Origin of the sequence: Pseudonocardia sp. ICBG1293, assembly GCF_020131355.1 — a bacterium.
In the GTDB taxonomy this organism is placed as follows: Bacteria; Actinomycetota; Actinomycetes; order Mycobacteriales; family Pseudonocardiaceae; genus Pseudonocardia.
In genome coordinates this window covers 1-11438 of the sequence record NZ_JAHLEL010000046.1, presented here as the reverse complement: position 1 = coordinate 11438, position 11438 = coordinate 1, and the positions used below count along the sequence as shown (strand labels likewise).

At 74.2% G+C, this 11438-nt stretch carries 12 protein-coding genes and 2 pseudogenes; 6 read left to right on the top strand and 8 right to left on the bottom strand.

All coding sequences use genetic code 11. The features are described 5' to 3' along the window. The first annotated feature begins 31 nt into the window (after positions 1-31). Positions 32-592, top strand: coding sequence for a hypothetical protein (locus KPF47_RS23170; protein WP_224390942.1), 561 nt, complete (start codon positions 32-34; stop codon positions 590-592). 6 nt (positions 593-598) lie between these two features. Here KPF47_RS23170 and KPF47_RS23165 read toward each other — a convergent pair whose 3' ends face one another. Together KPF47_RS23165 and KPF47_RS23160 are read right to left on the bottom strand one after the other, a co-directional pair. Continuing rightward, a complete protein-coding gene (locus KPF47_RS23165) occupies positions 599-1123 on the bottom strand; it encodes a PaaI family thioesterase (RefSeq protein WP_224390941.1) in 525 nt (174 codons plus the stop codon). Then, positions 1120-1608: a helix-turn-helix domain-containing protein gene (locus KPF47_RS23160; RefSeq protein WP_224390940.1), complete on the bottom strand. Its 489-nt coding sequence runs from the start codon at positions 1606-1608 to the stop codon at positions 1120-1122. Before KPF47_RS23160 ends, KPF47_RS23165 begins: the two co-directional genes overlap by 4 nt. 157 nt (positions 1609-1765) lie before the next feature. Here KPF47_RS23160 and KPF47_RS23155 point away from each other — a divergent pair, with 157 nt between their 5' ends. Further along, positions 1766-2344: a type 1 glutamine amidotransferase domain-containing protein gene (locus KPF47_RS23155; protein ID WP_224390938.1), complete on the top strand. Its 579-nt coding sequence runs from the start codon at positions 1766-1768 to the stop codon at positions 2342-2344. Between the two features lie 63 nt (positions 2345-2407). Here the strand turns inward: KPF47_RS23155 and KPF47_RS23150 are convergent, their stop codons facing one another. Beyond that, positions 2408-2767, bottom strand: coding sequence for a TraR/DksA C4-type zinc finger protein (locus KPF47_RS23150; RefSeq protein WP_224390937.1), 360 nt, complete (start codon positions 2765-2767; stop codon positions 2408-2410). A gap of 280 nt (positions 2768-3047) precedes the next feature. On the opposite strand from KPF47_RS23150, the gene KPF47_RS23145 reads away from it, so the two are divergent. Further along, complete coding sequence (locus KPF47_RS23145; protein ID WP_224390939.1) at positions 3048-3845, top strand: SDR family oxidoreductase; 798 nt, start codon at positions 3048-3050, stop codon at positions 3843-3845. Positions 3846-3892: 47 nt separating this feature from the next. Here KPF47_RS23145 and KPF47_RS23140 read toward each other — a convergent pair whose 3' ends face one another. The 3 genes and pseudogenes from KPF47_RS23140 to KPF47_RS40375 form a co-directional block, all read right to left on the bottom strand. Further along, positions 3893-4567 (bottom strand): sigma-70 family RNA polymerase sigma factor, encoded by a 675-nt coding sequence (locus KPF47_RS23140; RefSeq protein WP_224386212.1) that lies wholly within the window; start codon positions 4565-4567, stop codon positions 3893-3895. Positions 4568-4875: 308 nt separating this feature from the next. After that, positions 4876-5250: pseudogene (locus tag KPF47_RS23135) on the bottom strand (nuclear transport factor 2 family protein); the annotation flags it as partial. Between the two features lie 222 nt (positions 5251-5472). Then, the gene (locus KPF47_RS40375) at positions 5473-5655 is read right to left on the bottom strand and encodes a DUF1508 domain-containing protein (protein WP_224386213.1); all 183 of its coding nucleotides are present in this window, start codon (positions 5653-5655) and stop codon (positions 5473-5475) included. A gap of 123 nt (positions 5656-5778) precedes the next feature. On the opposite strand from KPF47_RS40375, the gene KPF47_RS23125 reads away from it, so the two are divergent. Then, positions 5779-6372 (top strand): plasmid pRiA4b ORF-3 family protein, encoded by a 594-nt coding sequence (locus tag KPF47_RS23125; RefSeq protein WP_224386178.1) that lies wholly within the window; start codon positions 5779-5781, stop codon positions 6370-6372. 31 nt (positions 6373-6403) lie between these two features. Here the strand turns inward: KPF47_RS23125 and KPF47_RS23120 are convergent, their stop codons facing one another. Beyond that, the gene (locus tag KPF47_RS23120) at positions 6404-7249 is read right to left on the bottom strand and encodes an IS5 family transposase (RefSeq protein WP_224386179.1); all 846 of its coding nucleotides are present in this window, start codon (positions 7247-7249) and stop codon (positions 6404-6406) included. Between the two features lie 202 nt (positions 7250-7451). Here KPF47_RS23120 and KPF47_RS23115 point away from each other — a divergent pair, with 202 nt between their 5' ends. Together KPF47_RS23115 and KPF47_RS23110 are read left to right on the top strand one after the other, a co-directional pair. After that, positions 7452-8510, top strand: a complete 1059-nt coding sequence (locus KPF47_RS23115) for an SDR family oxidoreductase (protein WP_224386214.1) — start codon at positions 7452-7454, stop codon at positions 8508-8510. Between the two features lie 271 nt (positions 8511-8781). After that, entirely contained in the window at positions 8782-9870 is a 1089-nt protein-coding gene (locus tag KPF47_RS23110) for a TerC family protein (protein WP_224386215.1), read from the top strand. On the opposite strand, the pseudogene mgtE reads toward KPF47_RS23110, so the two are convergent. Next, a pseudogene (gene mgtE / locus KPF47_RS23105) lies at positions 9834-11161 on the bottom strand (magnesium transporter). The gene KPF47_RS23110 and the pseudogene mgtE overlap by 37 nt on opposite strands. Positions 11162-11438: the final 277 nt, after the last annotated feature.

Here is an 11438-nt window from a genome sequence, read left to right as displayed (position 1 = left end):
CGATCCCGTGGGGCGCGGATAGATTGGTGGCATGAGCGGATCCGGGTCGACGGTCCTGCGGACCGTCGCCTGGTGCGCCGGGGTCCTGGTGGTGGGCGCGGGGGTGATGGTCGCCGTCGTCGTCGGGTTCGGCGCGCTCGTCGCGCCGGGCGAGGCGCGCGCCTCCCGCGAGCTCGACCCGGCCACCGAGTTCACCCGGCTCGCCGCCGAGGACCCGGCCGCCGCGCTGCGCTCCTGCACCCCGGCGCGCGGCACCCTCGTCGACGCGCTGTCCGGGGCGCTCCCGGTGGGTGCGGTGCCCGGCGCCGACCGGTTCACCGCGACCGACGGTGACCTCACGTTCGTCTCGGCGCCGATCACCGGCACGGTGCGCGGTGCCGGTGACCGCGCCGTCTGGGCCTGGGGGAGACAGGGCTTCGCCGCCGTCACCGACGACGCGCGCGCCCTCACCCCCGAGCTGCCCGGCCCCGCGCTCTACGCCACCGGGCCGGACGCGGCCGGCGCGGTCCGGGCCGCCACCTGCGTCGAGGCGGCGCAGCGTGTGGACCGTTCCGGTGCCGCGCCGACCCAGGGGCCGGTCGCCCCGCGCTGAGCAGGCTCAGCCGCCGGGCAGGATCAGGCAGCTCGACGTGGCCTCGCCCAGCAGGCGGCCCCCGGCGTCGGTGAGCTCGGCCCGGGCCAGGGCGGTGCGCCGCCCCGCCTGCACGACGTGGCCGGTGCAGGTCACGGTGCCGGTGTCGACGGTGATCCGGCGCAGGAACCGCACCGACAGGTCCAGGCTGGTGTAGCCGGTCCCGGCCGGGAGCGTGGAGTGCACCGCGCACCCGCAGGCGGAGTCGAGCAGCGTGGCGTAGACCCCTCCGTGCACCGAGCCGATCGGGTTGTACTGGTGCTCGCCGGGCTCGAAGGCGAAGGCGACGCGTCCGTGCTCGGCGGAGACGGCGCGGAACCCGACGAGGCTCGCGATGGGGGCCCCGGGCAGTCTGCCGTCGACGATCCGGCGCAGGTACTCCAGACCGTCCAGCCCGGACGCGGCGGCGGCGAGCACCATCGGGTCGGTCCATTCGTGCTCGCGGCGGCGGGTGGTCGCGGACCCGGTCGCGGGTTCAGCTGCGGAGGTCATCGTGGCTCCTGCTCGGTGTCGGGGACGGGGGCTCCGGGGCCCGGGCGGAGGTGGACCTCGTCGGTGCGGCCCAGACGGTGCCCGGCGCCGCACACGCTCACCAGGCGCACCGGGGCACCGCAGCCGGTGTGCACGCGGACCACCGGGGGCCCGGCGTCGCCGGCGAGGTGCCGGTCGCCGAAGTCCATGAGGGCCGCCAGCACGACGCCCAGGTCGCGGCCGCGGCGGGTCAGCCGGTACTCCGCGCGGGTCCGCGCGCCGGGCTCCCGGTAGTCCACCCGTTCGACGACGCCGTCGCCGACCAGGTCGGACAGCCGCCGGCTCAGAACGGTGCGCGCGACCCCCAGGCCGCGGGCGAGCTCGTCGAAGCGGCTGACCCCGCGGCCGAGGTCGCGCACGAGCAGCACCGTCCAGGGGTCGGCGAGCAGCGCCGCCGTGCGGGCCACCGAGCACACCTGGGACGCGGCCGCCGTCCGTGCGTCCATCCCGCCTCCCTGGGTCTCGCTGCGCTACTCAGCCGGGAGCGTAGCCGGTCGGGACGGGGCGCGACAGGGCCGTGTCCCGTCGTGCGCGATTGATCGCGAGCAGAGCGGGAAGCCGGGAGGGGACAGCTACGAGCACGAGACCGAGGAGGAACCCACGGTGGCGAACGAACTGCAGGGCCGGACCGTCGCGATCCTGGCCGCGGACGGCGTCGAGAAGGTCGAGCTGGTCCAGCCCCGCGACGAGCTGCAGAAGGCCGGCGCCCGGGTCGAGGTGGTCTCGCTGTCCACCGACCCGATCCAGTCGATGTCGGCCGACATCAACCCGGACGAGAAGATCGACGTCGACCGGGCCGTCGCGGACGTGTCCGCCGACGACTACGACGCCCTGGTGCTGCCCGGCGGCACCGTCAACCCGGACAACCTGCGGGCCGACGCCACCGCGGTGGCGTTCGTGAAGGCCTTCTTCACCGCAGGCAAGCCGGTCGGCGCGATCTGCCACGGCCCGTGGACCCTGGTGGAGGCCGACGTGGTGAAGGGCCGCACCCTCACCTCGTTCCCGAGCATCCGGACCGACCTGCGCAACGCCGGCGCCACCGTCGTCGACGAGCAGGTCGTCACCGACAGCGGCCTGGTGACCAGCCGCAACCCCGACGACCTCGACGCGTTCTGCGCGAAGCTGATCGAGGAGTTCGCCGAGGGGAAGCACCCGGTGCACCCGGAGGGCGCGACCGCCTGAGAAGCCGTCGCAGCACGGCGACGGGCCCGGCACCCCGGACGGGGGCCGGGCCCGTCGGCACGCTCAGCCCTCGACGGGGCCGGGTAGCTGCGCGTCGTCCTCGGGGTGGTCGCGGCACCGGTCGGTGTCGGGGCGCACCTCGAGCCGCTCGTCGTCGATCTGCTCGCCGCACACGTCGCACCGGCCGTACTCGCCCGTGTCGAGCCGGGTGAGTGCCGCCCGGACGCGGACCGTGCGGGCGCGCCGGGTGCGCTCGTCCAGGTCGTGGGCCATCGACTCGTAGGCCCGCGAGCCCTCGTCGCCGAAGTCGAGACCCTCGCCGACGCGGTCGTCGCCCGGGGCCGGCTGCTCGGTGACCACCGGGCCGTCCTCGAGCCGGTCCAGCTCCTCGGTGAGCAGGGTGCGTGCCCGCTGCGCGTCCATCGGGTCTCCTCTCGTGCCGTGCGACCGGACGGCCGCACGGGGACCGGACTACCCCACCGGGAGGCGCGCACACGCACGTCGTTTCACCCCCGACGGCCCGGGTAGGCGTGGTCCGGCCGGCGGGTGCGGCCGTGTTCCCCCCTCGGTGGTGCCCGCCGGTGCCCACCCCGTCCCGACGAGGTCGCGTCACCGGCGCCGGCCCCGGACCGACCCGAGAGGGAGCCCCGTGCCCGACAGCCCGCCCGCCCAGCAGCAGACCCCGCCCGGTGACACCGGCGCGATGGACCCCGAGCCCCGCGACGAGATGCGCGGCTACCGGGGCCGCGACCTGCTCGCCGGCACCGTCGCCCTGGTCACCGGCGGCGACTCCGGGATCGGGCGTGCGGTGTGCGTCGCGTTCGCCAAGGAGGGTGCCGACGTCGCCCTGGCCTACCTGGACGAGCACGCCGACGCCGAGCACACCGCCGGGCTCGTCCGGGCGGAGGGACGGCGCTGCCTGACGCTGCCCGGTGACCTCGGCGACGCCGGGCACTGTGCCGAGGTCGTGCGCCGCACCGTCGAGGAGCTGGGCAGGCTCGACACCGTCGTGAACAACATCGCCACCCAGGAGCCGGTCGACGCACTCACCGACATCGACGACGACGCCTGGCTGCGGACCTTCGAGGTCAACATCCACAGCTACTTCCGGGTCACGAAGGCGGCCCTGGAGCACCTGCCCGACGGCGGTGCGATCGTCAACACCGGCTCGATCAACGGCCTGCGCGGGAACAAGAGCCTCATCGACTACTCGGCCACCAAGGGCGCGGTGCAGTCGCTGACCTACTCGCTCGCGCAGTCGCTGACCCCACGCGGCATCCGGGTCAACTGCGTCGCCCCCGGTCCGGTGTGGACGCCGTTGATCCCGGCGACGATGCCACCGGACACGGTCGAGGGATTCGGTGAGCAGACCCCGATGGGACGCCCCGCGTCGGCGGACGAGATCGCTCCGTCCTTCGTGTTCTTCGCGGCGCCGCGACTGTCGTCCTACTACACCGGCGAGGTCCTCGCACCGGTCGGCGGCGAGACGCTGCCGGGGTGAGCCTGCGGGCCCCGCCGCCGCGCCGGCGGCGGGGCGGCCGGGGATCCTCAGTCGCCGGCCAACCGCTCGCGCAGCCGCGCCAGGGTCCGCGACAGCAGCCGCGAGACGTGCATCTGCGAGATGCCCAGCTCGGCGGCGATCTGGGACTGGGTCCGGTCGCCGTAGAAGCGCAGGACCAGCATCCGCCGCTCCCGTTCGGGCAGCTCGTTGAGCGCCGCCCGCATGCCGGGGCCGTGCGCGGCGAGGTCCAGTGCCGGGTCCTCGGAGCCCATCCGCTCGGCGAGTGGCAGCTCCTCACCCGAACCGTTGTCGCCGACCGGCGCGTCCAGGGACTTGGCGTGGTGGGACTCCAGCGCGCCGAGCGCGTCGACGACCTCGCCGATGGGCACACCGACCTCGGCCGCGATCTCCGACGGCCGCGGCGGGCGGCCGAGCCGCCGCCCCATCTCGTCGGCGACCCGCCCGACGGTGACGGCGAGCTCCTTCAGGTCGCGCGGGACCCGCACCGCCCACGAGTAGTCCCGCAGGTGCCGCTTCATCTCGCCACGGATGCTCGGCACCAGGTAGCCGAGCGGTCCGCCGGTGGCCGACGACGGGTCGTAGCGGTCGACCGCCTTCACCAGGCCGAGCATGCCGGCCTGCTCGATGTCCTCGACGCCCCGGCCAGGAGCGGCGAAGCGCCGGGACAGGTTGCGCACGAGGGGACGGAACTCACGGATCACGTACTCGCGCAACGCGTCCCGGCCCGGCGCGCCGGGTGGGGTGGCCGCCAGCTCATCGAGGTCGGGGATGAGGTCGTCGTAGCCGCGGCGGCCGTCGCGGGCCGGGTGGGCAGGGTGGGACTTCGCATTGTCCCTCGCAATCGCCGATGGCAGGTGCGGGGTCCGCTGCGCGGTTGAACGGATCTCGTGTGGACCGGTGGGCGAGCGGATCCGCGTCGGCGGTGTCCTTCGTGCGCCCGGTACCGGGGATCCGACCGTAACCCCGGCCCGCGCGGTCCACAACCCGGGCGGGCGGGCCGCGGGGCGGCTCAGCCCCGGGCGCGCGGCGGGGTCACGAACACCGCGGTGTCGTAGTAGGTGCGCAGGGCGGTGACCGCGCCGGTGCCGTCGCCGGCGCCGTCGTCGGTGAGGTCGAGGACGGTGACCCCGCGCACGGTCACCGGGCGGCCCCCGGCGAGCACGGCGTCGCCGGCCCACTCCAGCGCGACGGAGTCGCCGGTCTGCACGGCGTGGTGGAAGGTCGTCGCGACCCGGTCGAAGGGGGAGCGGTACTCCCGCCAGAACGCTCCGAGGTCGGTGCGCGGCCCGCGGCCGTCGAGCCGCTCGGCCGTGGCGCCGTCGGCGAACCGGGCGAGCAGGTCCTCGGCGTCGCCGTCGCGCTCGAAGGCCTGCAGGGCGTCGGCGAACGCGCGGACCCGCCGGTCGGTGAGGTCCGTGTCCCCGGGGGGGGGTGTCCGCGAAGCCGGTGTCGTCGGGGGTGGAGTCGTCGCGGGTGGTGTCGTCCGGTGCGGTGTGTCGTCGCATGGCGGGCGGCTACCCGCCGGACGCGTTCCGACCCGTCGTGGACCGGACGCGTCCGGCGGGCTGCCGGTCGGGTCGGTGACACGGACCCGGGGCGGGTCCGTTCAGGCGTCGGTCTCGACGACGGTGGCGCCGTCGGCGGCGCGCTGGACCGACTCGCACCCCTTGTGGGCCGCGGCCTTGGTCTCGTAGGCCTCGCCCACGGCGACGACCTGCCCGTTGCTCGCCTTCAGCCGGAACCGGAACTTCCCGCCCCGGTCCTCGTACACCTCGAACTTGCCTGCCACAGTGGCCTCCTCGGCTCGATCGACCACCCGCTGATGGGCGCGGATGGGGGCGCACGTTAGACGTCGTTTCAGAAGTGGTGGGCCCGGTTCTGCCGGTGACGGCGGGGCTGGCAGCATCGGCTGATGGTCGCGCCTCGTGTGTCTGAGAAGACGAAGATTTTCGAGTTGGAGATCGTCCTGACCGAGGTGGTGCCGGCGGTCCGGCGTCGGGTGCAGGTGCCGGGCGAGGTCGACTTGGCGGTGTTGCACGAGGTGGTGCAGTCAGTGATGGGCTGGACGAACTCTCATCTGCACGAGTTCGAGATCGTCGGGCGCCGCTACGGGATCCCAGACCCGGACTGGCCCGGACAGGATGTCGCCGACGAGACGAAAGAGAAGCTGTTTCGGCTGGTCAAGGCTGGTGACCGGTTCGGTTACGTCTACGACTTCGGTGACAACTGGGCCCACGAGATCACCGTCGAGGCGGTCGCGGCCGTCGAGCCGGGAGTGTGCTATCCGCGATGCGTCGCCGGGCAGGGGGCGTGCCCGCCCGAGGACGTCGGCGGGATCGGGGGGTATGAGGACTTCCAGGCCGTGCTCGCCGACCCTGACCATCCCGACCGCGCCGAGCGCCTGGAGTGGGCGGGCGGGCCGTTCGACCCGCACCGCTTCGACCCTGACGAGGCCGACCGGGCCTTGGAGTGGCTGGCCTGGCGGCCGCTGGCCCCGACCTCGTAGGCGAGTGCCTCAGCGAGGGCTGGGTCGACCATCACTTCGGCTTCGGCTTCGGCTTGGTGAGGCGGCGGTGGCAGATCAGGGCGCAGGCCAGCGATAACAGCGCGGTGATCGTGGATTCGGCGCGGTCGTAGCGCAGCGCGAGGCGGCGGAAGTCCAGCAGCCAGGACATGGTGCGCTCGACGACCCAGCGGACCCGCCCGAGCCGGGTGGAGTCCTCGATCCCGCGCCGGGCGATCCGCACCCCGATCCCACGCCCACTCAGGTAGCGGCGGCAGCGGGGATAGTCGTAGCCCTTGTCGGCGTGCACCTTGTCCGGCCGACGTCGCGGACGCCCCGGCTGTCCCGCCCGTTCGCGGACGCCGGGGTTGGTGTCCAGCAGCGGGGCGAGCATCCGACTGTCGTGGGTGTTCGCCCCGGTGACCAGCGCATGCAGCGGGAGCCCGCCTCGGTCGCAGAGCACGTGGTACTTGCTGCCCGCCTTCCCGCGATCGGTCGGCGAGGGCCCGGTGGCCTCGCCGCGGCGCTTGGCCCGCACGCTCACGCTGTCCACCGCCGCCCGCGACCAGTCCAGCAGGCCCTGCTGGGCGAGGCGGTCGAGCATCACCCGGTGCAGCTGGGCCCAGACCCCGGCCTGCTGCCACTGCCGTAGCCGCCGCCAGCAGGTCACTCCGGACCCACAGCCGAGCTCGGCGGGCAGCGCGTTCCAGCTGATCCCGGTCTTGAGCACGAACACGATCCCGGCCAGAGCGGCCCGATCCGGCACCCGCGGACGGCCTGTCCGTCCCCGCTTGTGCTTGCGCGGCTTGGGCAGCAGCGGCTCCACCAGCGCCCACAGCTCGTCGCTCACCAATCGCTCGACACAAGATCGCCGCGCCACGACCGGACATGATCAGCTACCAGCGCCGATCCACACAGGACCGACACGCCGACTTCTGAAACGACCTCTTAGCCCAGATGGTGTTGCGGGGAGTAACGGAACGCCGTGCCCGGTGGGGTGGTTCCGACCGGGCCTCAGCGGGCTCTCAGCGGAGCGGGCGTTCTCAGGGGCCCCACAGCGAACCGTCCCTAGCGTCCGCGTCATGCCGACTGCACTGGTCACCGGAGCGAGCCGCGGGCTCGGCGCCGCCTACGCCCACGAGCTCGCCGAGCGCGGGTGGTCCGTCGTCCTGGTCGCGCGCGACGCCGTCCGGCTCGCCGACGTCGCCGAGCGGATCGGCCGCGCCACCGGCGCGATCGTCGAGACGCTGCCCGCCGACCTGACCGACCCGGCCGGGCTGGCGGCCGTCGAGCGCCGGGTCGTCCAGCGGGACCTGCCGGTCGAGCTGCTCGTCGACGACGCGGGTGCGGAGACCGGCCTCGACCGGACGGCCCTGGTCGGCCTGACCCACGCCGCCGTGACCGCGATGACCGCCCGCGGGCGGGGCGGGGTGCTGAACATCGCCGGGCACCTCCCGGTGCCCGGTGACGCCCACGGCGCGCCGCGGTCCTGGGTGCCGGAGTTCTGCGCGGGCGTCGCGGCCTCGTCGCACGGCACCGGTGTCACCGTCACCGCGGTCCTCACGGGCCGGATCCGGACCGACGACCCGCAGGGTCCACCCTGGCCCGAGCACCGTGACGTCGTGCGCCGCTCCCTGGACGATCTCGCCCGCGGCCGGACGCTGTCCGCACCGGGCCGGGTGCACCGGGCACTGGCGGGCTACCTGGAGGCGCCGGGGACCGCGCTGTGGCTCGCCGCCCGGGTGGCGGGCCGGGGCCGGGAGCATGGCCGGGACCCGGTGCACGGGCACACCCGGCCCTCGCCGGTGCCGACGCCGTTCCGGGACGGGCCCGCTCCGGCGCGGGGTCGGTCCGCCGCGACGGTACGGGCGGTGGGCTCCGCGACCCCGGCGCCGCCCGCGCTGCCGGAGGAGCCGGTGCGGCCCGCGCACGTCGCCGCCGCGACGTTCCCGGCGCCGCGGGTGTCGGGCACCGGGCCGCTGCCGGTCGTCCGCGCCCGCGCGACCGGCGCCGCCCCGCCGCCCGCCGCGCGGGCGGCCACGTCGGCCACCGCCCGCGCCGCCGTCCGCAGGCTGTCCGGCGCCGCACGTCCGGTGCAGCCGGCCCGCGCCGCCGCGACCGCGCGCCTGGCGGCGGGCTGACCCGGTGGGTGCGTCTCCGGGTGCGGGAGACGCCCTCCGGGAGGGTCACCGGTGGAAACGGACAGATGTGACGAGGCTCGCGTACCCCCCACTGTCGGAACCCGCGGTCGTGCCCTAGCGTTCTGTCCGTCGAAGGGGAGTACTCCCGAACACGGCGTCGCCGTCATCACGGAACCGGTCCGAGCCGGTCCCGGTGGCGCCGGTCCGCCGCGGTCACCGCGGCGGGCGGAGGAGACCTTCAGCGTACCTACCTGCGCTGGAGGGCCCTGTCATGAACGTTCCCCTCTGGGTGTGGCTGGCGACGCTCGCAGTCGTCGTCGGCATGCTGGTGTTCGACTTCGTCGGGCACGCCCGTGACCCGCACGAGCCCACGCTGCGCGAGTCGGCGATCTGGTCGGCCGGCTACATCGCGGTCGCACTGCTGTTCGGCGTCGGCGTCGGCGTCTTCTCCGGCTGGCAGTACGGCGGCGAGTACATGGCCGGCTGGCTGACCGAGAAGGCCCTGTCGGTCGACAACCTGTTCGTCTTCCTGCTGATCATGACGAGCTTCGCGGTGCCGAAGGTGCACCAGCAGAAGGTGCTGCTGATCGGCATCGCGATCGCGATCGTCATGCGCGGCGCGTTCATCGCGGTCGGCGCAGTGATCATCGAGCAGTTCGTCGCGGTGTTCTACCTGTTCGCGATCATCCTGTTCTGGCTGGCCTGGTCCCAGATCCGGGAGGCGATGTCCTCCGACGACCACGAGCAGGCCGACGCCGGCGACTCGAAGCTGATCCGCCTGGTCCGCAAGGTGCTGCCGACCTCCACCGAGTACGACGGCGCCAAGCTCGTCACCCGCATCGACGGCAAGCGCCTGCTGACCCCGATGGCGCTGGTCATCGTCGCGATCGGGCTGACCGACCTGCTGTTCGCGTTCGACTCGATCCCGGCGATCTTCGGGCTCACCCAGGAGCCGTTCCTGGTGTTCACCGCGAACGCGTTCGCCCTGCTCGGCCTGCGGCAGCTGTACTTCCTCATCGGCGGGCTGCTGGAGCGCCTGATCTACCTGGCGCACGGCCTCTCGGTGATCCTCGCGTTCATCGGCGTGAAGCTGACCCTGCACGCGCTGCACGAGAACAACGTGCCGTTCATCAACGGCGGGCAGCCGGTGCCGGTGCCCGAGGTGCCGATCTGGCTGTCGCTGCTGGTCATCACCGGGACGATCGCCGTCGCCGCGGTCGCGAGCCTGGTCATGTCCCGGCGTCGCGCCGCAGCCGCCCCCGCCTCCCCGGAGGTCGCCGGCTCCGACACCGACGACGCGCGGGACGGGACCGCGGACGCGGGTCAGATCCCCAGCACCACCCGGGCCACCGAGAAGTAGATCAGCAGCCCGGTCGCGTCGACGAGCGTCGTCACCAGGGGGGCGGACACCACCGCCGGGTCGATCCCGAGCCGGCGGGCCAGCAGCGGCATCGTCGCGCCGACCGTCGCCGCCCAGCCGCAGATCGCCACCAGCGTCACCGCCACCACGACGGCGACCTGGACCCCGACCAGCAGCGAGGCGACGAGCAGGCCGAGCGCGCCGAGCAGGGTGCCCAGCAGCAGGCCGACCCGCAGCTCGCGCCACACGACGGCGGGCAGGTCGGCGAGCCGGACCTCGCCGACGGCGATCGCCCGGACCGCCGCCGACGCGGACTGGGCGCCCGCGTTGCCACCGGTGCCGACCAGCAGCAGCGGGATGAACAGGGCCAGGGCGGTGACCTGCTCCAGGGAGTCCTCGAAGATCTGCAGCACGTTGACCGTGAGGACTGCGGCGAGCAGCAGCACCGCCAGCCACACCGCGCGGGTGCGGGCCAGCTTCGTGACCCGCACGTACATGTAGTGGCCCGACCACGGCGCGGCACCGGACTGGCGGGCGGCGTCCTCGGTGTCGGCGCGTTCCAGGATCTCGACGGCGTCGTCGATGGTGAGCAGGCCCAGCAGCCGGTCCTCCGAGTCGACGACCAGCAGGTCGAGCAGGTTCGCCTCACCCATCAGACGGGCCGCGTCCTCGGCGGCGTCGGTGGCCCGCACCCGCGGCGCGTCGTCGTCGACGAGGTCGGCGACGGCGGCGTCCGGCCGGGCGAGCACCAGGTCGCGCAGCGAGACGGTGCCGGTCACCCGGCGTCCGGCGTCGGTGACGGCGAGGGTGTAGACGGTCTCGGCCTGCGCGCCCTTGCGCCGCACGACGGCCAGTGCCTCGGTCACGCTGCTGTGCAGCGGTACGGCGACGGTCTCCGGGGTCATCACCCGCCCGACCGAGCCGTCGGGGTAGCCCAGCAGCGCCGCGGTCATCGACCGTTCCCCGGCCGACAGCCCGGCCAGCACCGGTTCGCGACCTTGGCCGGAGCCTCGCCCAGCATCCGGGCGCGGTCGTCGGGGTCCATCTCCTCGACCAGCGCGGTCACCGCGTCGTCGCGCAGCCCGGCCAGCAGCTCCTGCTGGTCGACCGGGTCGAGCTCCTCGAAGACGTCGAGCGCACGGTCCTTGCCGAGCAGCCGGAACACCCAGCCCGCGTCCACCGGTTCCATCCGGGCCAGCGCATCGGCGATCTCGTGGGCGGGCCGTCCGTCGAGCCGGTCGAGGACTCCGGCGGGGTCGTGGCGTTCGACGAGATCGGTCCAGCGGTCCATGCCGGTGATCCTGCCGCCGGTGCCTGCCGCGTGCAGCGGCGGGAGTATGTCCGTTTCGGTAGGATCGGTGACGTCTACCGCACATCCCGGATGACTGCCCCCGGGAGCGGGAACCCGGTCGGTGGCACCGAGGAGGTCACGATGTCCGTCACACCCCCGCCCCTGCCGCCGTCGTCGGTGGCGGCGGTACCGCGACCCGACCCGCGGCCGGCCGCTCGGCCGCTCGACCGCGACGAGGAGCTGCGGCTCTCCGGTCTCGAGCAGGAGCTGCGCCGGT

Coding starts and splice junctions, on each gene's coding strand:
- KPF47_RS23170 (WP_224390942.1), top strand. CDS start 32: ATGAGCGGATCCGGGTCGACGGTCCTGCGGACCGTCGCCTGGTGCGCC.
- KPF47_RS23165 (WP_224390941.1), bottom strand. CDS start 1,123: ATGACCTCCGCAGCTGAACCCGCGACCGGGTCCGCGACCACCCGCCGC.
- KPF47_RS23160 (WP_224390940.1), bottom strand. CDS start 1,608: ATGGACGCACGGACGGCGGCCGCGTCCCAGGTGTGCTCGGTGGCCCGC.
- KPF47_RS23150 (WP_224390937.1), bottom strand. CDS start 2,767: ATGGACGCGCAGCGGGCACGCACCCTGCTCACCGAGGAGCTGGACCGG.
- KPF47_RS23145 (WP_224390939.1), top strand. CDS start 3,048: ATGGACCCCGAGCCCCGCGACGAGATGCGCGGCTACCGGGGCCGCGAC.
- KPF47_RS23125 (WP_224386178.1), top strand. CDS start 5,779: ATGGTCGCGCCTCGTGTGTCTGAGAAGACGAAGATTTTCGAGTTGGAG.
- KPF47_RS23115 (WP_224386214.1), top strand. CDS start 7,452: ATGCCGACTGCACTGGTCACCGGAGCGAGCCGCGGGCTCGGCGCCGCC.
- KPF47_RS23110 (WP_224386215.1), top strand. CDS start 8,782: ATGAACGTTCCCCTCTGGGTGTGGCTGGCGACGCTCGCAGTCGTCGTC.